The organism is Bradyrhizobium oropedii (genome assembly GCF_020889685.1).
GTDB lineage: Bacteria > Pseudomonadota > Alphaproteobacteria > Rhizobiales > Xanthobacteraceae > Bradyrhizobium > Bradyrhizobium oropedii.
The window spans coordinates 17,384-39,019 of sequence record NZ_JACMYO010000055.1 but is presented as its reverse complement, the minus strand read 5'-3'; the positions used below and the strand labels follow the sequence as shown (position 1 = coordinate 39,019).

The window sequence follows — 21,636 nt, the reverse complement described above, 5'->3', positions numbered from 1 at the left end:
CACTTAGGGATGGCACCTCGGCGGTGCCGATGCGCATGCTTGAGTTGATTTGATGTCGCGTTTCACGGTCCACGATTTGGCCGCCACCATCGACGCCCGCGCTGCATCGGGCGGCGAGGCGTCCTATACCCGCAAGCTGCTCGACAAGGGCGCCGAGCACTGTGCTAAGAAATTGGGCGAGGAAGCGGTCGAGACCGTCATCGCCGCAGTCGAGAACGACCGCGATCATCTCATCGCGGAAAGTGCCGATCTCTTGTTTCACCTGCTGGTTCTGTTGAAATCACGCGGCGTGAGACTGGAGGATGTCGAGGCCGCGTTGGAGAAGCGCACCTCGATGTCGGGACTGGAAGAGAAGGCGTCGCGCAAGCGCGACTAGCGCAAATGATCGAGCGCATTGAGAGGGGCGTCATGGACATCCGGGCACCAGATCAGCAATACAACCCCTACCGTACCTTCACGCGCCAGCAATGGTCGCATCTGCGCGACGATACGCCGATGACGCTCGAGCCGGGCGAGTTCGATCGCCTGCGTTCGATGCACGATCGCCTCGACCTTCAGGAGGTCGAGGACATCTACCTGCCGCTGTCGCGGTTGCTCTCGATCTATGTCGATGCGACCCAGCGGCTGTATTATTCGCAGCGCCAGTTCCTCAACATCCGCGATCGCAAGATGCCCTATATCGTCGGCGTCGCGGGTTCGGTCGCGGTCGGTAAGTCGACCACGGCCCGCGTGTTGCAGGCGCTGCTGGCGCGCTGGTCGCCGCGGCCGAAGGTCGATATGATCACGACCGACGGTTTCCTGTTTCCCAATGCCGTGCTCGAACGGCAGGGCATCATGCAGAAGAAGGGCTTTCCCGAAAGCTACGACCTGCCGACGCTGCTGTCGTTCCTCAGCGACATCAAGGCGGGACGGCGTCGCGTGCGCGCGCCGGTCTATTCGCATCTGACCTATGACATCGTGCCGAACAAATGGGTCGAGATCGACCAGCCTGACATCCTGATCGTCGAGGGCGTCAACGTGTTGCAGACCGGGCGGCTGCCGCGCGACGGCAAGGCGGTGCCGTTCGTATCCGACTTCTTTGACTTCTCGGTCTATATCGACGCCGACGAGTCCGCGCTGCGACAGTGGTATATCAAGCGCTTCCTGGCGCTGCGCGACACCGCGTTCACCGATCCCAGATCCTACTTCCACCGTTACGCGCCGCTGTCGGACGAGGAAGCAACCGCGACTGCTATCGCGATCTGGGAGCGCACCAACCTCGCCAATCTCGAGGACAACATCCTGCCGACCCGCCCCCGCGCGACGCTGATCCTGAAGAAGGGCGCCGATCACGTGGTGCAGACGGTCGCGCTGCGCCGGCTGTAGTTATTGTTCGAACAAGCCGGCCACATCACAGCTGTCGTCCCCGCGAACGCGGGGACCCATAACCACAGGTGTCTGTAATTCGCAGCTCTGTGGCCGCAGCGGGTCGCAAAACCAAATTCGGTGGTCATGGGTCCCTGCTCCCGTGCGCAATTGCGCACTAGGCAGGGACGACACTGAGTTTGCAGCTGCCTACGCCGCGATATGCCGCGCGGCCGCCAGGCCCGCGAGCGCTTCTTCCAGCTTCTCGCGGTCGAGCGGCTTGATCAGAAAGCCGTCCATGCCGGCTTCGAAGCAGGCATAGCGGTCCTCCACCAGCGTGTTGGCGGTCAGTGCCAGGATCGGTGTCCGGCGGATGGACTGGCCGGCCTCGTGGCTGCGGATCTGCTTGGTGGTTTCGATGCCGTTGAGGCGCGGCATCTGGATATCCATCAGCACGATATCGTAGGGCGTGCCGGCTGACCTCGCCGAGAGCCAGGATTCCATGGCCTGCTCGCCATTGGTTGTGATAACCACGTTGTGGCCGAGCCGGGTGAGCAGCGAGCGCATCAAGAGCGCGTTGATCTCATTGTCTTCGGCGACCAGGATCGAGAGCCCCTTGTCCGGCGGCGTGGATGCCAGCGCAGTCGGCGCTGACTCGGCTCCCGCCTCGATCGCAAGGCTTTGATCCCCGATCAGGCTTGGTGCGGCGATTTCGGGGGACGTGGTCAGGCGTGCGGCGAGCGACGAGGCGCGCAACGGCTTGACCAGATATCCGGTGAACATCGCTGTCTCGGAAGCCGAAAGATCCTGCCGCGTCGCCGGCGTGACCATCACGATGCGATGGGTCGCATGGATGCGGGCGGCGCCGGCAAACGCTTCCATCGCCGGCGTGCCGAGCGTGTGGTCGATCAGGATCGCGTGCCAGCTCCGCTCCGGCAGCAGCGCCTCGGCGACATTGGCATCCGACACGATGCAGGTCTGCGCTCCCCAGCGCTGCAACCGCCGCGAGATCAGCGAGACCTCGATGCTCTGCGGCGCAACCAGCATGATCGATTGGCCGGCGAGGTCGGGCGCGGCGAAGCTGTTGGGCTCGCCGGTGTCGGCGGCGGCCAGCGGGATCGACACTTCGAAGGTCGAGCCCGCGCCCGGCGTGCTCGCGAGCGTGATGCGGCCGCCCATGCGCCTGACGATGCGGTCGCTGATCGAAAGCCCGAGGCCGGTGCCGCCATAGCTGCGCGCGATGCGGTCGTCGGCCTGCTCGAACTCCCGGAAGATGCGCTGCTGCGCGTCGGGCGCAATGCCGATCCCGGTGTCGCGAACCAGGAAGCTGATCTCGTTCGGCCAGATGCCGGGCTCGACGATCAGCGCCACGCCGCCGGTCGCGGTGAACTTGATGGCATTGCCGGCGAGATTGAGCAGCACCTGACGCAGCCGCGCGGCGTCGCCGGTCACCTGCATCGGCAACCGCTCGTCGACATAGGCGGCGATCTCGATGCCTTTGGTCTGCGCGCGCGGCGCCAGCAGCTCGGTGATGTCCTCGATCAGGCCGGACAGCGCAAAGGGGCGGTGTTCGAGATCGATCTTGCCGGCTTCGATCTTGGAATAGTCGAGCAGCTCCTCGATCAGCGCGAGCAGCGCGTCGCCGGACGTCTTGACCGCCTTGACGTAGGTCATCTGCTCCGGCGTCAGTTGCGTGTCCATCAGCAGTCCGCTCATGCCGATGATGCCGTTCAGCGGCGTGCGGATCTCGTGGCTCGCCATCGCAAGGAAGCGCGACTTGGCGCGGTTGGCGGCATCGGCCTGATCGCGCGCGTCGGCCAGCGCCCGCTCGCTCTCGGTGCGGTCGGTGACGTCGCGGCCGACACTCTGCATCTCCGCCGGCGCGCCGGCATCGTTGCGCACCAGACCTTCGCGCCAGGCGATCCAGCGCGGCCCGAGCGGTCCCTCGATCTTCTGGTCGTAGACCCGGGTGCCGCTGGATTCGAGCGCGGTGTCGCCCTGCTCGAGCACCTTGAGCGTGGCGGTGCTGCCGATCAATTCACCGCGGGAAATCTGCGCCAGTTCGCAATAGGCGTCGTTGGCGTAGGTGATGAGGCCATCAACGTCGCGCAGCACGATCAGATCGTCCTGCGCCTCGAACAGGGTAGAGGCGCGCTGTTCGGCTTCCTGCAGTTCCCAGTTCCGGTCGGCCATCGCCTCGTTGTGCATGGCGATGGTGCGCAGCCTTCTGCGCATCAGCCGCAGACGGATGCCGAGCGTCACGATCCAGAGGCAGGCGAGCGCGAACAGGAAGCTGACCCCGATCGCGAATGCATTGGGATCATAGCCGCTGTGCTGCGAGAGGGCGCCCGAAATGAAACCGAAGGCACCGCCGAACGCGACGGAAAAGATCGTGAAGGAGCGGACGATCGTCGCGACCCAGGAATGGCGCCGCAGGAAGCGGCGAAAGCGTAACTTGATCCGGAAGAAACGCCCCATCAATGGTGGCCCTGAAATAGCTTGATCCGGCAATGAGGATGCGTCGGCTACCTTGCAAAGTGCTTGAACTTGATGGCCGTTTCGCGCCGCCCTCAGAACAGGGTTAGCGGAGGGTTAACTCCGCCATGATCCGGTTGGGGAAGCGCGCGTGAGGCTCGTGCGACGCCGCTTCGAGGCGGCGATGACCGCCGCGCGCGCTGACGATCAGGGCCGCGGCATCGCGCACTGAGAACGTCTTCGACTGCACGTAGACGCGGTAATCGAACGGACCGTCGTGCGAAAGATAGATGATGGGGTCGGTTGCAGTCGGATCGCTGGAAATCGCGATCAGCTGCGGCACCGCATTGCTCTCGCACGCCCCGGCTTCCGCATCGTCGACGTCGTCGATCACGGTGAAGTCGGCGGCGTCGGCGCTGTCGGCAATCCGGACCCGGACGGCCGCAAGGCTGGGGTCGTCGGTGAAGCTGACGTGAAGCTGCGCCAGCCAGGGGACCGATGCGATCTGCATCGTGGCCCCGCCGACCTCGATGCAGGGCCGGGGACCCGGCAGGATTTCCGCGCGGGCAAATACCGCGGCCACGGCAAGCGGGACCACCGAGGCCAGAATCTTCATACGCAACATGACACAACTCGCTCGACCCAAGCTTGCCGCAGATCGCGGTGCTTATGGTTTGCGGAGCGTAAATGAGAGTGGTTACCGTCGCGTTGACGCAGCGGGCATCGGGCACCAAACGGGAGCGCCTTGGTTCTGGCGCGTCGTCTTCACCGGACCCGCTTCACTGGAAACGCTCGGCTCAGGCCGCGCGGCGCAGATCGTCGGCCAATGCACGATAGGACAGCGCTTCGGCGAGGTGTAGCCGGCCGATCGTATCAGTGCCGTCGAGATCGGCGAGCGTGCGCGCCACGCGCAGCACGCGGTGATAGCCGCGCGCCGTAAGGTGCATGTTGTCGGCGGCTTCGCGGAGCAGCTTCTGCCCATGCGCGTCGGGCTGCGCGATGGTCTCGAGCAGCGCGCTCGGCGCTTCCGCATTGGTGCGGACATGCGGCATGCCGGCCGCCGCGTAGCGCGCAAGCTGGATGTCGCGCGCGGCCGCGACGCGTTTGGCGACCTCGGCCGATCCCTCCGCCGGCGGCGGCAGGATCAGATCCGCCGCGGTCACGGCGGGCACCTCGATCCTGAGATCGATGCGATCCATCAGCGGGCCGGAGATCCGCATCTGATAGTCGGCGGTGCAGCGGTCGAGCCGGCCGCGCTTGCAGGAATAGCCGGGCTCATAGGCATGGCCGCAGCGGCACGGGTTCATCGCCGCGACCAGCATGAAGCGCGCAGGGTAGGTGACGCGATGGTTGGCCCTGCTCACTGAGACCTCGCCGTTCTCCAGCGGCTGGCGCAGCGAATCCAGCACGCGCGGATCGAACTCCGGCAATTCGTCGAGGAACAGCACGCCCTGATGCGCGAGCGAGATCTCGCCGGGCTTGGCGCGCATGCCGCCGCCGGTCAATGCGGCCATGCTGGCGGAATGATGCGGACTGCGGAACGGGCGCCGCGCGGTCAAGGCGCCGTCGCGGATCTCGCCGGCGACGGAGGCGATCATCGAGACTTCGAGCAGTTCGGACGGCGACAGCGGCGGCAGGATCGAGGGCAGCCGCGCCGCCAGCATCGATTTGCCGGCGCCGGGCGAGCCGATCATCAGGAGATGATGCCCGCCGGCGGCCGCGATCTCGAGCGCGCGCTTGGCGCTCTCCTGGCCCTTGATGTCGCGCAGGTCCAGCAGCGTCTCCTCGCGCTCATGCACCTTCGGCTGCGGCCGCGACAACACTTGCGTGCCCTTGAAGTGATTGGCGATCTGGATCAGCGAGTGAGCGGCGATGATCTGGATGTCCGGGCTCGCCCAGGCGGCTTCCGAGCCGCAGGCGGCCGGACAGATCAGTCCCTCGTCGCGCGAATTGGCGCCGATCGCAGCCGGCAGCACGCCCGCCACCGGCGCGATCGAGCCGTCGAGCCCGAGCTCGCCGAGCACGGTGAAGCCGCTGAGCGCATCCGGCGGGATCGCTCCAATCGCGGCCATCAGGCCGAGCGCGATCGGCAGGTCGTAATGGCTGCCTTCCTTCGGCAGGTCGGCCGGGGCGAGGTTGACGGTGATGCGGCGGGCGGGAAGCGCGAGACCCGAGGCGATCAGCGCCGAGCGCACCCGCTCCCGGGCCTCCGACACCGCCTTGTCCGGCAGGCCGACGATCGCAAACGCCGGCAATCCGGGTGCGACCTGCACCTGTACGTCGACTGCACGGGCCTCGATCCCCTCGAATGCGACGGTGGAAACGCGCTGGACCATGCTGCCCCTGTCTTTCGCCACCCAAGGTAGCGGAGCAGGCTGCTTGGCGCAAGAACATTAAGAGAACATCCGGGGGCGACGTGCGCCGTCCCCGGATGGTCTGCCGTTCACAACGTCATCTGCATCGGCTCGGGATAGTAGTGGAAGCCTTCACCGGCCTTGGCGACGTGGCCATAGCCCGGCCAGGCGAAGTGATACGACATGACCGGCGTCTTGTTCGCGGCCAGCATCTCGAGCAGCTTGACCCGCGAGGCCGCCGCCTGCTTCGGGTCGGTGTCGTAGGAGAACTCCATCCGCGGCCGCTCCAAGAGCAGCACCGCGTGATGCGAGAGGTCGCCGAGGAAGGCAAAGGATTTGCCGCCCGAGCTCACCATGAAGATGGTGTGGCCCACGGTGTGGCCGGGCGCCGCGATCGCCTGCACGCCGGGCAGGAATTCCTGGCCGTCCTTGAAGAACACGATGCGGTCGCGCACCGGCAGCAGGTTCTTGCGGGCGTGCACGACAAAGTCCTTCAACGGACTGCCCATCTTGCCTTCGTCGGTCCAGAAATCGAGATCGCTTTGTGCGATGTAGTACTGCGCATTCGGAAACAGCGGCTTGTCGTCGGCGCCGACGATGCCGCCGATATGATCGATATGCGCGTGCGACAGCACGACGGCGTCGATGTCCTCCGGCTTGATGCCGGCTTCCTGCATGCTCTTCTGCTGCCGGCCGGTGGTCGGACCGAAGGCCTTCGAGGTGCCCATGCCGGTATCGAACAGGATCAGTCTGTCGCCCATGTTGACGATCGGCGAGTTCTGCTCGAGCACGACATTGTCGGGCGAGAGGAAGTTGTCGGAGAGCATCTTCTTCACCTCTTCCTTCGGCACGCCGGTGAAGGTGCCGGAGGGATCGCCGAGCGGAAGCGGGCCGTCGGAGACGACGGTCACTTCGGCGTCGCCGAGCTCGAAGCGGTGCCAATAGGGAGTTTGCGTGCCGAGCTTCGGCGCGCGCGCCTGGGCGGTGCCGCCGAGTAATGTGCTGGCGCCGAGACCGGCACCGAGCGCGAGCAAGGATCGTCGTGAGACATTGAGCGTCATAACGTCTTCCTCCACAATTTTTATGAGTTTGTCGCGTTGTTGCCCGCGTTGGCCCGCCGCTTGACCTGACGCAGGCAAGAGGATGCTGCCCGCGCCCGCGCAAGCTGGCAAGTAGAATAAGGCGAATGCAGGCGCGGTCGAACTCCGGCTAGAGTGCAACCTGCATGTGCATCGCACAAGGGAGGATTATTTCGCGGCGCGCTTCTTCTCGATGGTATCCCAGATCATCGCCGCGACATCGGGACCGTTGAGCCGCTGAATGGCGCGGATGCCGGTCGGCGAGGTGACGTTGATCTCGGTCAAATTGCCGTCGATCACGTCGATGCCGACGAACAGCAGGCCGCGCTCGCGCAGTGCCGGTCCAAGCGTGGCGCAGATTTCGCGCTCGCGATCCGACAGCTCGGTCGCCTTGGCCGCGCCGCCGCGCACCATGTTGGAGCGCAGATCGTCCGCCGCCGGCACGCGATTGACGGCGCCGGCGAATTCACCGTCGACCAGGATGATGCGCTTGTCGCCATGCTTCACCTCGGGGAGGAAGCGCTGGATCACCCAGGGCTCCTTGAAGGTGACCGAGAACATGTCGAACAGCGAGCCGAAGTTCATGTCCTGCGGCATCACGCGGAACACGGCGGCGCCGCCATGGCCATGCAACGGTTTCATGACGACAGCGCCGTGCTGGTCGCGGAACGCGTTGATCTCGTCGAGATCGCGCGAGATCAGGGTCGGCGGCATCAGCTGCGGAAAATTCATCACGAACAGCTTTTCCGGCGCGTTGCGCACGCTGGCCGGATTGTTGACCACAAGGGTCTTCGGATGGATGAGCTCGAGCAAATGCGTCGAGGTGATGTAGGCGAGGTCGAACGGCGGATCCTGCCGCAGCAACACGACGTCGAAGCCGTTGAGCGCCTCGCGCTTCGGCTCGCCCAGCGTGAAGTGATCGCCGACCTCGTCGCGCACGGTGAGAGACTGCACCGGCGCCACCAGCTCCTCGCCGCGCAGCGACAGCTTGTCGGGCGTGTAGTAGGAAATGCCGTGGCCGCGCTTCTGCGCCTCGAGCAGCAGCGCAAAGGTGGAATCGCCGCGGACGTTGATGCGCGCGATAGGATCCATCTGGACGGCGACGTTCAATTTCATAGGCGTGTCCCGCGAGGTCTGAGGGTAACTTTAAGGGCTTGCGTCGAATGCCGCTAACAGATGGCGCGGCAGGCTCCGCGGCGCAATCAGCACGGCGTCGAATCTGAGATCAAATTCGGCATGTTCGGGATGCGCCATCAGCCAGGCCTGCGCGGCATTGACGATGCGCTGCTGCTGGCGCGGCGTCACCGCATAGGCGGCGTCGTCGAGACTGGCACGGGCCTTGACCTCGACGAAGGCGACGAGGTTGCGCCGTCGCGCCACCAGGTCGATCTCGCCATAGGGGGTGCGGAAGCGCCGTGCGAGGATGCGATAGCCCTTGGCGATGAGGAGGGCAGCGGCGCGGCTTTCGGCCGAGATGCCGGTGCGGAACGCGGCAACGCGCTCGGGCGAGGCGCTGTCAGTCTTGGCACTATCAGGCTTGGCCATCGCGGTCCCCGATGGTTTTCGCAAGCTCGAGCGCGCGGGCGTAGACCTCGCGGCGCGGCCGGCCCGACAATTCGATGGCGTGGGCGACCGCATCCTTGACGCTGCCGCGGGCGAGCTGCGCGCGCAGGAGATCGTCGAGCGAATTCTCGTCCATCACCCCGGCATCATCGGCCGGCGGTCCGATCACGAGCACGAACTCGCCGCGGGTCTCCAGTGCGTCGGCGCCCGCCGCAAGCTCGGCGACCGGCGCGCGCTTGATCTCCTCGTGCAGCTTGGTCAGCTCGCGGCAGATCGCCGCGTCACGCCCGGCCATGATCGTGGCGAGATCGCGCAGCGTGTCCTGCACGCGATTGCCGGATTCGAACATCACGAGCGTCGCATCGATCCGCGCCAGCTCACTGAGCCGTGCGCGCCGCGCGTGCTCCTTCGCCGGCAGAAATCCCTCGAAGAAAAACCGGTCGGTCGGCAGCGCCGCAACCGACAGCGCCGTCAGCACCGACGACGGACCCGGGATTGCGATGACGGCATGTCCGGCGGCGCAGACCTCCCGCACCAACTTGAAGCCGGGATCGGAGATCAGCGGTGTGCCCGCGTCCGAAACCAGCGCGATCGCGGCGCCCTGCGCCAGCCGCTCGAGGATCTTGGGCCTGGCCTGGGCCGCGTTGTGCTCGTGGTAGAGCGCGAGCTCCGCGGTGATCGCGTAACGTTCGGTCAGCCGGCGCGTAATCCTGGTGTCCTCGCAGGCGATGACGTCGACGCCGGCCAATGTCTCCAGCGCGCGCAGGGTGATGTCCGTGAGATTTCCGATCGGGGTCGCGACCAGATGGAGCCCGGGCCTGGCCTTGGGTGCGGCCAGATGCTGGCCGCCGATCGAAAAGGTTCTGGCCGCAGCGCCTGCCGGGGCATCCGAACTGTGGAGGGAACTGGCTTTTGCGCGCATAATGCCAATCTAGAGGGATGGTAGCGCTTGCGCCACATCCGCAAATGGGCGGTGACGGAACGCTGCCTGACCAGGGAAATGGAGGCCGCGGCAACGGCGCCGCGGGGCCATAATCCTTTTGTTTTAGTTAACTATTCGCCGACAATATGCCTGAATCCACCCGCCTCATCAGAGCCGGATGGAGTCCTGGCCGATCCTGGTCGGCCAAGAGAAGAGAGACGATGGAAGGCCCGCATCACCGCAACTCCTCGCCGTCGGGCGCAACCCGGCGAACCGCGCTTGGTCTGCTCGTGGGCGCGCCGTTGCTGACGGCCTGTTCCGGCATCCAGCAAAGCTTGAGCCAATTTTCCAACGGCGGTCCGGAAGGCGGCCCTGCCGGCCCGCAGCAACAACCGCAGGCGGTCGGCACCGGCCAGGTCAAGATCGGGCTGATCCTGCCGCTGTCGGCGTCCGGCAATGCCGGGCTCGCCGCCCAGTCGATGCGCAATGCCGCCGAAATGGCGCTGGCGGAATTTCAGAACCCGAACATCCAGCTCCTGATCAAGGACGATGGCGGCAGCCCGCAGGGCGCATCGCAGGGTGCCCAACAGGCGCTCTCCGAGGGCGCCGAGATCATTCTGGGACCGCTGTTCGCAGGCTCGGTGCCTGCCGTCGCGCAACTGACGCGGCCGCGCGGCACGTCGGTGATCGCATTCTCAACCGATTCGAGCGTGGCCGGACGCGGCGTCTATCTCCTGAGCTTCCTGCCGGAGTCCGACATCAATCGCATCGTCGACTATTCCGCGGGGATCGGGAAGCGCTCGTTCGCCGCGATGGTACCGGACAACGCCTATGGCAACGTGGTCGAGGCCGCGTTCAAGCAGGCGGTCGGCCGCAAGAACGGCCGCGTCGTCGCCTTCGAGAAATATGGCGCCGATCGCGCAACGCCGGCGCGGACCGTGGCGCAATCGCTCGGCCAGGCCGACGCGCTGCTGCTCGCCGACGACGGCGAATCGGTCGTCGCGACCGCCGATGCGTTGACCGCAGCCGGTGCCAATCTGCACAACATCCAGCTGCTCGGCACCGGGCTGTGGGACAATCCGCGGGTGTTCGCGAGCCCGGTCTTGCAGGGCGGCCTTTACGCCGCGCCGGATCCGGCCGGCTTCCGCAGCTTTGCCGGCCGCTATCGCGCCAAATATGGTGGTGAGCCGGTGCGCACCGCAACGCTTGCCTATGATGCCGTCGCGCTGATGGCAGCGCTGGCGCGCACCCAAGGCGCACAACGCTTCGCACCGGAGACGCTGACCAATCCATCCGGTTTCGCCGGTATCGACGGCCTGTTCCGCTTTCGCTCCGACGGCACCAATGAGCGCGGCCTTGCCGTCATGAAGGTGGCGTCGGGCGGCGGCACGGCGGTCGCGGGTTCGCCGAAGAGTTTCGGGGCCTAGTTTTCGACAGGCGGTCGGGCTGCCTTGTCGAGCGCCGGCACCCGCCAGCTACTTTGCATGGGGTTGTTTTCGATATTTTGGCAGCGTGCACCTAGGCGGCGAGATCCGCGACCACGGCGTCGAGCACCGGGAATCCTGATTTCGTCACGCGCAGCCGTCCGTCGGCATCGACGGCGATCGCGCCTTCTTCACGCAGCATCGCGATCCGGTGCGGATCGAGCTTTCGGCCGGAGAGTGCCGCATAGCGCTTGGGATCGATGCCCTCGGCGAGCCGCAGCCCCATCAGCAGAAATTCGTCGGCGCGCTCCTCGCTGTTGAGGCTGTCGTCGGTGACGACGCCGTGACCGCGTTCCTCGACGTTCAACAGCCATGCCTCGGGGCGCCGCTCGGTTGCGGTCGCGTGCCTGACGCCGTCGATGTCGAGCCTTCCATGCGCGCCGGGGCCAATGCCGGCATATTCCTCGCCGCGCCAATAGACGAGGTTGTGCTTGCACTCCGCCCCGGTGCGGGCGTGATTGGAGATCTCGTAGGCCGGCAATCCCTCGCGGGCGCAGACCTCCTGCGTCACGTCGTAGAGCGCGCGCGAGGTCGCTTCATCCGGCGTCTGCAATTTGCCGGCGGCATGCAGCCCGAAGAACGGCGTGCCTTCCTCGATCGTGAGCTGATAGAGCGACAGATGCTCGGCGGCTTCCGAGATCGCCTGCTTCAATTCATCGGCCCACATCTGCGGCGTCTGGTCGGGCCGCGCGTAAATCAGATCGAACGAGTAACGATCGAATGCAGAGCGTGCGATCGCAACCGCGTCGAGCGCCTCGCGCGCGGTGTGCAGGCGGCCCAATGCTTTCAACGAAGCGTCGTCCAATGCTTGCACGCCGAGCGAGACGCGGTTGACGCCGGCGGCACGATAGCCGCGAAAGCGCGTCGCCTCGACGCTGGTCGGATTGGCTTCGAGCGTGACCTCGACGTCGCGCGAGACCTGCCAGTGCTTGCCGATCGCATCGAGCACGGCGCCAACGGTCTGCGGCTGCATCAGCGAAGGCGTGCCGCCGCCGAGGAAGATCGAGGACACTTCACGCCCCGGCACCCGCGCCGCCGTCGTTTCGATCTCGCGGGCGAACGCGCACACGAAGCGCGCCTCGTCGACGGGCGCATGCCGCACGTGGCTGTTGAAGTCGCAATACGGGCATTTCGACAGGCAGAACGGCCAGTGCACGTAGACGCCGAAAGCTTGTCGGTCAGCGTGGCTCAAGGCAGATCTCCGCGAGCTTCACGAAGGCGCGGGCCCGATGCGACAGGCCGAGCCCGAGCGGCGGCAGGCCGTGCTTCTCGATGCTGGTCATCTCGCCGAAGGTCCGCGTATAGCCGTCGGGCAGGAAAGCCGGATCATAGCCGAAGCCGGCGGTGCCGCGCGGCGGCCAAACCAGGGTTCCGTCGGCGCGGGCCTCGACCTCTTCGAGGTGATCGTCCGGCCAGGCCACACACAGCGCGGAGACGAAATGCGCCTTGCGCTGTTCCGGGTTGGTGGCGCCGCGCTCCTGCAGCAGCCGCTCGATCCGCGTCATCGCCGCCATGAAGTCCTTGCCCTCGCCGGCCCAGCGCGCCGAGTAGATCCCGGGCGCGCCGTCGAGCGCGTCGACCACGAGGCCGGAATCGTCGGCGAAGGCCGGCAGTCCGGTCGCCTTCGCCGCGGCGATCGCCTTGATCGCCGCATTGGCCTGAAAACTGTCGCCGGGCTCCTCGGGCTCGGCGAGGCCGAGCTCGCCGGCCGACACCGCCTCCACGCCATGCGGCGCCAGCAGTTCCCGCATCTCGGCAAGCTTGCCGGGATTATGGGTGGCGATGACGAGCCTTCCGGTGATTCGGCGATGCATGGCCAATCTGACTACGCCACCGCGATCTTTTGCAAGTCGACCAGACGCGCGACACCTTTGCGCGCCAAGGCCATCAACGCCAGGAATTCGTCTTGGGAGAACGGCGTCTTCTCGGCGGTGCCCTGCACCTCGATGATGCGGCCGTCGCCGGTCATGACGAAATTGGCGTCGGTGTCGGCCTCAGAGTCCTCAGCGTAGTCGAGATCGAGCACCGGCGTGCCCTGATAGATGCCGCAGGAGATCGCCGCCACGTTGTCGCGCAACACGTTGGTCTTCAGCATGTTGCGGGTCTTCATCCAGTTGATGCAGTCGGCCAGCGCCACCCAGGCACCGGTGATCGACGCGGTGCGGGTGCCGCCATCGGCCTGGATGACGTCGCAATCGACCGTGATCTGACGCTCGCCGAGCGCCTCAAGATCGACGGCCGCGCGCAGCGAACGCCCGATCAGCCGCTGGATCTCGACCGTTCGACCGCCCTGCTTGCCGGCGGAGGCCTCGCGGCGGGTGCGTTCCAGCGTGGCGCGCGGCAGCATGCCGTATTCGGCGGTGACCCAGCCGCGGCCCTGGCCCTTCAGCCACGGCGGCAAGCGCTCTTCCAGCGTGGCGGTGACCAGCACATGGGTGTCGCCGAACTTCACCATGCAGGAACCCTCGGCGTATTTGACGACGCCGCGTTCCAGCGACACGGGACGCAGTTCATCGGGCGCACGACGGCTTGGCCGCATGAAATCCTCCAAAAATCCGAGAGATATGAGCTAGAGCGTGACGAACCGTCATCGCGCTCTATCGTCTTGTTTGAGCATGATCTTTCGGAAAACCGGCGGCCACTTTTCCGGATCGTGCTCCGCCGGTGCTTGTAGGAGGGGGAAGGTCCAGCGGCAAGGGTTTTCGGCCCCGGCAGGGTCCGGTACGAGGGGGCTGAATGCCTGCTTGTCACCGGCCTCCGGGATCGACAAATTAGACAGTAATTGTGAGGGACTGGAGTGTGACTCACCACGATCCGATCGGCCTGATCGCGCCATATGCCGGGCTCGCCCAGCTCAACGAGCGTTCGCGCGACATTTTTCGTCAAATCGTCGAAAGCTATCTCGCGACCGGCGAGCCGGTGGGCTCGCGCAACATCTCGCGCCTGATCGCATTACCGTTGTCGCCGGCCTCGGTCCGCAACGTGATGTCGGATCTCGAGCAGCTCGGCCTGATCTATGCGCCGCACACCTCGGCCGGCCGGCTGCCGACCGAACTCGGTCTGCGTTTCTTCGTCGACGCCCTGATGCAGGTCGGTGACCTCACCGAGGCCGAGCGCCAATCGATCCAGACCCAGCTTGCGGCGGTCGGTCGTGCGCAGTCCGTCGAGGCCGCGCTTGGCGAAGCGTTGACGCGGCTGTCGGGACTGACCCGTGCCGCGGCCGTGGTGCTGACGCAGAAGTCGAATGCGCGGCTGAAGCACATCGAATTCGTGCGGCTGGAGCCGGAAAAGGCGCTGGTCGTGCTGGTCGGCGAAGACGGCCAGGTCGAGAACCGGGTGCTGGCGCTGCCGCCGGGCGTGCCGTCCTCGGCCCTGACCGAAGCGACCAATTTCCTCAACGCGCGGATCCGCGGTCGGACGCTGGCGGAAGCGCGGCTCGAGCTCGAGACCGCGTTGACGCAAAATCGCGCCGAGCTCGATCAGCTCACGCAGAAGGTGGTCGCGGCCGGCATCGCGAGCTGGTCCGGCGGCGAGAGCGAGGACCGCCAGCTGATCGTGCGTGGCCACGCCAATCTGCTCGAGGATCTGCACGCGCTCGACGATCTCGAGCGGATCAAGTCGCTGTTCGACGATCTCGAAACTAAGCGCGGCGTGATCGATCTGCTCGGCCGTGCCGAACGCGGCGAGGGCGTGCGGATTTTCATCGGCTCGGAGAACAAGCTGTTCTCGCTGTCGGGTTCCTCGACGATCATCGCGCCCTATGGCGACGCCCAGGGCCGGATCGTCGGCGTGCTCGGCGTGATCGGACCGACGCGGTTGAACTATGCACGGGTGATCCCGACCGTCGACTATGCCGCGCGCATCGTCAGCAAGATGCTGGGCGGCTGACCGGAACGGATTTCGCCTTCATTTGACGGGTTTTCTTCGTCCAGTCCGGAGGTCCCTGTTCCCGAAGCCGGTATCTTGCGCTTGATTTTCGCCGCCTAAAGCACGATATCCCGGGCAGCAATCCCCAAGATTTGAACCGACGCGAGTTTTCGAGAAGGCAAGCCATGACCGATCCGAACCGGGCCAATGACAACACCGAGAATTCGGCGCCGACGGGTGAGCCCGTGGTCTCGAAGCCCTACATCATGCCTGACGATCCCGAGGTGGGCTCGGCAGAGGCGCTGACCAAGGAACTCGCCGAGGCGCGCGACCGGACACTGCGCACGCTGGCCGAGATGGAGAACCTCCGCCAGCGCACCCGCCGCGAGGTGGCCGATGCCAAGACCTATGGCATCACCGGCTTTGCCCGCGACGTGCTCGATATCGCCGACAATCTGCAGCGCGCGCTCGACGCCGTGCCGGCCGAAACCAAGGAAGCCGCCGATCCCGGCCTGAAGGCGCTGCTTGAGGGCGTCGAGCTGACCGAGCGCTCGTTGCTCAACACGCTGGAGAAGAACGGCGTCAAGAAGTTCGATCCGATCGGCGAGAAGTTCGATCCGAACTTCCAGCAGGCGATGTTCGAGGTGCCCGACGCGTCGGTGCCGTCGGGCACTGTGGTGCAGGTCGTGCAGGCCGGCTACATGATCGGCGAACGCATCCTGCGTCCGGCGCTGGTCGGCGTCTCCAAGGGCGGTGCCAAGGCCGCTCCGAGCGCCGATATCACGGTCTGAGCCGCTGCTTCACGGCAGCGGCTTCTCATGCGCCTTCGGCCAATAGGTGCCGAAGCTCCAGAGATTTCCTTCCGGGTCACGGCAGGCGAAGTCGCGGCTGCCGTAATCAGTGTCGCGCAATTCCATTTCGATCTTTGCGCCCGCCGCCCTTGCCTTCGCATGCAGGGCGTCGGGGTCGTCGACGGCGATGTAGATTGAATCGGTGCGGCGGCCGGTAGAGTCGCCGACCAGCCTGCCGTAGGCATCGTCACGGCTCTGACCCAGCATCAGCATCGAGGAACCGTAGGCGAGCTCGGCGTGGTGGATCACGCCGCCGTCGCGATAGACCACGCGCTCGGTGAATCCGATCACCGTCTTGAGCCAGGCGATCATCGCCTCAGCGTCCGTGCAGCGCAGGGTGGGGTAGATGCGGGGCGGTTCGATGTCGTGCGTCATGGTGGATCACCTTTTTGGCTGACGGCGCCACTCTGCACGAGCCGATGCGGCTGCGGCTTGAAGGTTTGTTACCCGTCGAGCAGCCCGTCGTCGGCGTGAACCAGCCGGCGGTCGGTCAGCGCCTGGCGGCGCGCCCAGGCAGTGGGTGGTTCCCCTGCGAATTCGACGAACTCCCGTGCGAGATGCGCCTGGTCGGCATAGCCGCTCTCCGCCGCGATCCCCGCCCAGCCACGCGTGGCGCCGCTCTGGGCGAGCCGGCTCGCCCGGTGAAACCGCATCACGCGCGCCAGCGATTTCGGCGCCAGACCGAGCTCGGATCGAAACCGGCTGGCCAGGTGCTTGCGGCTCCAGCTGATCTCGTCGGCCAATGTCGTGATGCTGACGGCGCCGGCCGAGCGCGCCAGTCTACGATAGGCGAACGCGACTTCGGGAGACGGCGTGTGGCGGGCGCGGCGCAACACGAAGGCTTCGATCAGGTCGAAGCGGTGCTGCCAGCACGTCACGGCGCCGAGCCGTTCGCGCAAACGGCGGCCCTCATGACCGAGCACATCGTCGATCTCGACCATGCGTCCGACCAGATCGGCCACAGTGCCGCCGAAGAAACTGTAGGCGCCGAGCGGCGTGAAATCCACCTGCACGCAGGCGGCCCGGCCATCGGATTCGATATAGACCGGCCCCGCATGCAGGCCGGCGGCGAAGCTGAGTTGACGATCGGCAGCTCCAGGCTCGCGTCCGAGCGCGATCAGGAACGGGGTGCCGAAACTGACGATCAGCGGGACGATGAGCGGCGCGGTCTGCCGATGCGCGAACCGGCCGGTCGCGGTCTCGCGATAACCCGTGATCCGGACGATCAGGCCCGCCGTGGGTGGCGACGGCAGACGCTGCGCGAAATCGAATGCAATGGGTGAGGCGAACTCGGCCATGCGGATCTCGCGTGAGGCGGCGCCCTACGCGATATCAGACGACTTGATGCGCTTGACGCCGGCCTTGGCCATATCGTCCCAGGCCTTGGCGAGCGATCCCTGGGTGTCGATGCCGCGGCAGGCGTCTTCCACCACATAGGTCTCGAAGCCGGCCTTGCGTGCGTCGAGTGCGGTCCATGCCACGCAGAAGTCGGTGGCGAGCCCGGCCACGAAAAGCCGCTCGACCTTGCGCGCCTTCAGATAGGCGGCGAGCCCGGTGGTGGTCTTGCCGTCGGCCTCGGTGAAGGCGGAGTAGCTGTCGACGTCCTTGTGAAAGCCCTTGCGGATGATCAGCTCGGCCTGCGGGATCGCGAGTTCCTTCGACAGCGAGGCGCCGTCGGTGCCCTGCACGCAATGGTCGGGCCACAGCACCTGCTTGCCATAGGCGAGGTCGATGGTCTCGAACGGCTTCTTGCCGGAATGGACCGAGGCGAAGGAGACGTGTCCGGGCGTGTGCCAGTCCTGCGTCATCACCACATTGGCAAAGCTCTTGGCGATCTTGTTGATCACCGGCACCACCTGCTCGCCGTCCTTCACCGCAAGGCTGCCGCCGGGCAGGAAGCAGTTCTGGACGTCGATCACGAGCAGCGCGGAGCCATCGTCGGGCTTGATCGCAGCCGCCCAGAGACTTTTTGGAACCAGGGTCGCAAGCGCCACCGTACCGAGGCCTGCAACCATCCGTCGTCGATCCAACATCGCGCCCCTCCTCGCTTTGATAACGCGCGAGGAGGCTAGTTCCGTTCGGCGAACGGCGAAAGTGGGATTTTTCCAACCGGCCTTGCGAAGGGCCCGATCAGCCGCGCGGCTGGATGCCGTCGCGGACCGCGCGGAAGCGTGGGAAGGCGGTCTCCCAATCGGTGCGCGGCGAGCTGCCGATGATCCGCAGCGATGTCTGCGCGCCGAACCGCAGCCACTGCACGATGGTCACCGGGGTGTTGTCCTTGCCGCTGACCGCGTCGATCCGGGTCTCGAAGCCGGGCTGGCCGTCGATCCGGATCGGTTCGGACATGGTGATCCGCCCGTCGCGCACGCCGGGGATCGTGGTGGCGATCTGCTGGGCAAAGCGACCGCGATCGTCGGGTGTGGCCGGGGCCGAGCCGATGATGCCGAGCAGCATGAAGGGCTTGCTCTCGAGGCTCTTGTCCTCGGCGTCGGCCATCAGCAGCGCCGCGCCCGGCGCCAGCATGCGGACATTCTTGAAGCCGCTGAGCTCGGTGACCTTGAACGGCATCATGCCGAGCTGCTCGTCGACCGGCACCTCGTTGCGGATCTGGGCGGAGGCGAACATCTGCCGCACGGCGTCGTCGGTGTAGATCTTGCTCGCGTTCTCCGGCACCTGCACTGCGACATAGCCGGAGAAGGTCGGTCCCGGCAGGATCATGGAATAACGTCGCACATTGCTCGCGCCGTCGCGCGCACTCTCCACGGTGTAGTAGCCGAGACCGGCTGGCGTCTCGATGCTCTCGGGCTTGATGCCGCCGGTGCCGCCCGGGTTGGCCTTGAAGGCGTTCACCACCTCGTTGTAGGCCTCCGCGGGCAGATCGGCGATCAGGACCTTCACGCCCTGATCCTCGGTCTCGAAGCCGATGAACGATTTGGCACGCACGAGGCCCACCAGCGGTTTCATCCCGACATGCGCGCCCGGCGGAAACACCGCGTCGGCGGCAAAGCCACGACAGGTGGCAGCAATCAGCAAGGCAACCGCAACGAGAACTCGAAAAGGCGTCATGGGGGATCTACCGGTTTTGCTTGGTGGCCGCGCAACGGGGCCGGTGCAGGGCTGGATGGCCTCTTTCAGTCGGACCGCTTTTAGCGGTTTTGATGGCCCTGCAACAGGCCGCCAACGCTCCGCTCCAGGCCTGCAGGCCCGATTCCATGGGCTTTTCGCCTTGATTGGCAGGCACTTTCCAGTTTCCCGACATTTCCAAGATGAGCCGCCAGCGGCCAAACAGCGCGCCCTCGACCCGTGCGCCGCTCTCGCATACGACGTTTGTGAGCGTTCACTCAACAGCGCTGACGTCGCGCGGTGGATGTTCGTGGTCGACGACCCCGGCATCATTGCCGATTTGTTAACCTGGCTAGGGGTCGCCTTGGGGATGCCTTGGGGATGCCTTGGGGTTTGCCTTGGCCTTGAACCGGTGCCGCAGCTGGACTGACACAATCTTTCAAACGTCAGTCTTTTCAGGCCTCAACGTTGCGTCCAGTCCTTGCGGGCAGGACCCTCTCTCCTATATCAGGCTCACCGTCGCAATATCGCGAGTATGTGAACGTCTGGGGGTCGGTACGGAGCGCCGTCAGGGCCCAACCAACCTGCCGTAGCAAAGAGGATATCAAAACCATGGGTAAGGTCATTGGGATCGACCTCGGCACCACGAATTCGTGCGTCGCCGTAATGGATGGCAAGAACGCCAAGGTGATCGAGAATGCCGAGGGTATGCGAACGACGCCGTCGATCGTTGCCTTCACCGACGACGGCGAGCGCCTCGTCGGACAGCCGGCGAAACGCCAGGCGGTGACCAATCCCGAGCGTACGTTCTTTGCGGTGAAGCGCCTCATCGGCCGCCGCTATGACGACCCGATGGTCGAGAAGGACAAGAAGCTCGTCCCCTACAAGATCGTCAAGGCATCGAACGGCGACGCCTGGGTCGAAGCCGATGGCAAGACCTATTCGCCCTCGCAGGTCTCGGCCTTCATTCTGCAGAAGATGAAGGAGACCGCTGAGGCGCATCTCGGCCAGAAGGTCGATCAGGCCGTCATCACCGTTCCCGCTTATTTCAACGACGCACAGCGTCAGGCCACCAAGGACGCCGGCAAGATCGCCGGCCTCGAGGTGCTGCGCATCATCAACGAGCCGACCGCTGCCGCGCTCGCCTACGGCCTCGACAAGACCAAGGCCGGCACGATCGCCGTGTACGATCTCGGCGGCGGCACCTTCGACGTCTCGATCCTCGAGATCGGCGACGGCGTGTTCGAGGTGAAGTCGACCAACGGCGACACCTTCCTCGGCGGTGAAGATTTCGACATGCGCCTGGTCGGCTATCTCGCCGACGAGTTCCAGAAGGAGCAGGGCATCAACCTGCGCAACGACAAGCTCGCTCTGCAGCGCCTGAAGGAAGCTGCCGAAAAGGCCAAGATCGAGCTGTCGTCGACCACGCAGACCGAAATCAATCTGCCGTTCATCACGGCTGACCAGACCGGTCCGAAGCATCTGACGATGAAGCTGACCCGCGCCAAGTTCGAGGCGCTGGTGGCCGACCTCGTCGAGAAGACCATCGAGCCGTGCCGCAAGGCGCTGAAGGATGCCGGCCTGACCGCCGGTGAGATCGGCGAAGTGGTGCTGGTCGGCGGCATGACCCGCATGCCGAAGATCCAGGAAGTGGTGAAGCAGTTCTTCGGCAAGGAGCCGCACAAGGGCGTCAATCCCGACGAAGTCGTCGCGATCGGCGCTGCGATCCAGGCCGGCGTGCTGCAGGGCGACGTCAAGGACGTGCTGCTGCTCGACGTGACCCCGCTGTCGCTGGGCATCGAGACGCTGGGCGGCGTGTTCACGCGCATCATCGACCGCAACACCACGATCCCGACCAAGAAGAGCCAGGTGTTCTCGACCGCCGAAGATAATCAGGGCGCCGTGACCATCCGCGTCTTCCAGGGCGAGCGTGAAATGGCGGCCGACAACAAGATGCTCGGCCAGTTCGACCTGATGGGCATTCCGCCGGCTCCGCGCGGCATGCCGCAGATCGAGGTGACTTTCGACATCGACGCCAACGGCATCGTCAACGTCTCGGCCAAGGACAAGGCGACCGGCAAGGAACAGCAGATCCGGATCCAGGCATCCGGTGGTCTGTCCGAGGCCGACATCGACAAGATGGTCAAGGACGCCGAGGTCAACGCGGCCGAAGACAAAAAGCGCCGCGAGGCGGTCGATGCCAAGAACCATGCCGACGGCCTGGTTCATTCGACCGAGAAGGCCCTGGCCGAACACGGTTCGAAGATCGCCGACACCGAGCGCCGTGCGATCGAAGACGCCGTCAGCGACCTCAAGGAAGCGCTGAAGGGCGACGACGCCGAGGCGATCAAGGCCAAGACCAACACGCTGGCGCAGGCTTCGATGAAGCTCGGCGAGGCCATGTACAAGCAGCAGGCCGAGGCCGATGCGGCCAAGGACGCTGCCAAGGATGACGTTGTCGACGCGGAGTTCACCGAGGTCGACGACGACAAGAACAGCAAGAAGTCTGCCTAAACGGATTTTCGATCATGACCCTCACACCAATGAGCACGCGACGCGTCTCGGAGGAGTGGGGGTCATTTTTCTTTAAGGCGATCGCCGCATCTTCCAGACGGGCGCAATCCTTGCAGGCGC

At 65.5% G+C, this 21,636-nt stretch carries 20 protein-coding genes; 6 read left to right on the top strand and 14 right to left on the bottom strand.

The genetic code is table 11. The annotated features are described in order from the left end of the window. The first annotated feature begins 52 nt into the window (after positions 1 to 52). Together H8A95_RS17505 and coaA are read left to right on the top strand one after the other, a co-directional pair. Positions 53 to 376, top strand: a complete 324-nt coding sequence (locus H8A95_RS17505; RefSeq protein ID WP_229184243.1) for a phosphoribosyl-ATP diphosphatase — start codon at positions 53 to 55, stop codon at positions 374 to 376. 32 nt (positions 377 to 408) lie between these two features. Continuing rightward, the gene (gene coaA, locus H8A95_RS17500) at positions 409 to 1,365 is read left to right on the top strand and encodes a type I pantothenate kinase (RefSeq protein ID WP_229184242.1); all 957 of its coding nucleotides are present in this window, start codon (positions 409 to 411) and stop codon (positions 1,363 to 1,365) included. A gap of 189 nt (positions 1,366 to 1,554) precedes the next feature. Here the strand turns inward: coaA and H8A95_RS17495 are convergent, their stop codons facing one another. From H8A95_RS17495 to rsmI, 7 genes are all read right to left on the bottom strand, one after another. Continuing rightward, on the bottom strand, positions 1,555 to 3,822 hold the full coding sequence (locus H8A95_RS17495; protein WP_229184241.1) for a PAS domain-containing hybrid sensor histidine kinase/response regulator: 2,268 nt from the start codon (positions 3,820 to 3,822) through the stop codon (positions 1,555 to 1,557). A 103-nt stretch (positions 3,823 to 3,925) separates the two neighbouring features. Then, the gene (locus H8A95_RS17490) at positions 3,926 to 4,444 is read right to left on the bottom strand and encodes a hypothetical protein (protein WP_229184240.1); all 519 of its coding nucleotides are present in this window, start codon (positions 4,442 to 4,444) and stop codon (positions 3,926 to 3,928) included. Positions 4,445 to 4,616: 172 nt separating this feature from the next. Next, positions 4,617 to 6,155: a YifB family Mg chelatase-like AAA ATPase gene (locus H8A95_RS17485; RefSeq protein ID WP_229184239.1), complete on the bottom strand. Its 1,539-nt coding sequence runs from the start codon at positions 6,153 to 6,155 to the stop codon at positions 4,617 to 4,619. A 107-nt stretch (positions 6,156 to 6,262) separates the two neighbouring features. Further along, positions 6,263 to 7,234: an MBL fold metallo-hydrolase gene (locus H8A95_RS17480; RefSeq protein WP_229184238.1), complete on the bottom strand. Its 972-nt coding sequence runs from the start codon at positions 7,232 to 7,234 to the stop codon at positions 6,263 to 6,265. A gap of 186 nt (positions 7,235 to 7,420) precedes the next feature. Beyond that, positions 7,421 to 8,368 carry a glutathione synthase gene (gene gshB, locus H8A95_RS17475; protein ID WP_229184237.1) on the bottom strand — a complete coding sequence of 316 codons (948 nt, stop codon included), beginning with the start codon at positions 8,366 to 8,368 and terminating at the stop codon, positions 7,421 to 7,423. A gap of 30 nt (positions 8,369 to 8,398) precedes the next feature. After that, positions 8,399 to 8,797, bottom strand: a complete 399-nt coding sequence (locus H8A95_RS17470) for a YraN family protein (RefSeq protein ID WP_229184236.1) — start codon at positions 8,795 to 8,797, stop codon at positions 8,399 to 8,401. Beyond that, positions 8,784 to 9,737 carry a 16S rRNA (cytidine(1402)-2'-O)-methyltransferase gene (gene rsmI / locus H8A95_RS17465; RefSeq protein ID WP_229184235.1) on the bottom strand — a complete coding sequence of 318 codons (954 nt, stop codon included), beginning with the start codon at positions 9,735 to 9,737 and terminating at the stop codon, positions 8,784 to 8,786. The genes H8A95_RS17470 and rsmI overlap by 14 nt, the downstream gene beginning before the upstream one ends. Positions 9,738 to 9,958: 221 nt before the next feature. On the opposite strand from rsmI, the gene H8A95_RS17460 reads away from it, so the two are divergent. After that, complete coding sequence (locus H8A95_RS17460; RefSeq protein WP_229184234.1) at positions 9,959 to 11,164, top strand: penicillin-binding protein activator; 1,206 nt, start codon at positions 9,959 to 9,961, stop codon at positions 11,162 to 11,164. Positions 11,165 to 11,255: 91 nt separating this feature from the next. On the opposite strand, the gene hemW is transcribed toward H8A95_RS17460, so the two are convergent. Genes hemW through rph form a run of 3 tightly spaced genes read right to left on the bottom strand, consistent with a single transcriptional unit; the run spans position 11,256 to position 13,760 of the window. Continuing rightward, positions 11,256 to 12,413 carry a radical SAM family heme chaperone HemW gene (gene hemW / locus H8A95_RS17455; RefSeq protein WP_229184233.1) on the bottom strand — a complete coding sequence of 386 codons (1,158 nt, stop codon included), beginning with the start codon at positions 12,411 to 12,413 and terminating at the stop codon, positions 11,256 to 11,258. Continuing rightward, the gene (gene rdgB / locus H8A95_RS17450; RefSeq protein WP_229184232.1) at positions 12,400 to 13,035 is read right to left on the bottom strand and encodes an RdgB/HAM1 family non-canonical purine NTP pyrophosphatase; all 636 of its coding nucleotides are present in this window, start codon (positions 13,033 to 13,035) and stop codon (positions 12,400 to 12,402) included. Before rdgB ends, hemW begins: the two co-directional genes overlap by 14 nt. 11 nt (positions 13,036 to 13,046) lie before the next feature. Next, a complete protein-coding gene (gene rph / locus H8A95_RS17445; protein ID WP_021078183.1) occupies positions 13,047 to 13,760 on the bottom strand; it encodes a ribonuclease PH in 714 nt (237 codons plus the stop codon). Positions 13,761 to 14,020: 260 nt separating this feature from the next. On the opposite strand from rph, the gene hrcA reads away from it, so the two are divergent. Next, positions 14,021 to 15,109 (top strand): heat-inducible transcriptional repressor HrcA, encoded by a 1,089-nt coding sequence (gene hrcA / locus H8A95_RS17440; protein WP_229184231.1) that lies wholly within the window; start codon positions 14,021 to 14,023, stop codon positions 15,107 to 15,109. 164 nt (positions 15,110 to 15,273) lie between these two features. After that, positions 15,274 to 15,879: a nucleotide exchange factor GrpE gene (gene grpE, locus H8A95_RS17435; RefSeq protein ID WP_229184230.1), complete on the top strand. Its 606-nt coding sequence runs from the start codon at positions 15,274 to 15,276 to the stop codon at positions 15,877 to 15,879. Positions 15,880 to 15,888: 9 nt separating this feature from the next. Here grpE and H8A95_RS17430 read toward each other — a convergent pair whose 3' ends face one another. The 4 genes from H8A95_RS17430 to H8A95_RS17415 form a co-directional block, all read right to left on the bottom strand. Then, positions 15,889 to 16,314: a VOC family protein gene (locus H8A95_RS17430; RefSeq protein WP_229184229.1), complete on the bottom strand. Its 426-nt coding sequence runs from the start codon at positions 16,312 to 16,314 to the stop codon at positions 15,889 to 15,891. 68 nt (positions 16,315 to 16,382) lie between these two features. After that, complete coding sequence (locus H8A95_RS17425; protein WP_229184228.1) at positions 16,383 to 17,237, bottom strand: helix-turn-helix domain-containing protein; 855 nt, start codon at positions 17,235 to 17,237, stop codon at positions 16,383 to 16,385. A gap of 24 nt (positions 17,238 to 17,261) precedes the next feature. Then, entirely contained in the window at positions 17,262 to 17,972 is a 711-nt protein-coding gene (pncA, locus tag H8A95_RS17420; protein ID WP_229184227.1) for a bifunctional nicotinamidase/pyrazinamidase, read from the bottom strand. Positions 17,973 to 18,069: 97 nt separating this feature from the next. Beyond that, a complete protein-coding gene (locus tag H8A95_RS17415; protein ID WP_229184226.1) occupies positions 18,070 to 19,005 on the bottom strand; it encodes a hypothetical protein in 936 nt (311 codons plus the stop codon). A 609-nt stretch (positions 19,006 to 19,614) separates the two neighbouring features. Here H8A95_RS17415 and dnaK point away from each other — a divergent pair. Then, positions 19,615 to 21,516: a molecular chaperone DnaK gene (gene dnaK / locus H8A95_RS17410; RefSeq protein WP_024584264.1), complete on the top strand. Its 1,902-nt coding sequence runs from the start codon at positions 19,615 to 19,617 to the stop codon at positions 21,514 to 21,516. Positions 21,517 to 21,636: the final 120 nt, after the last annotated feature.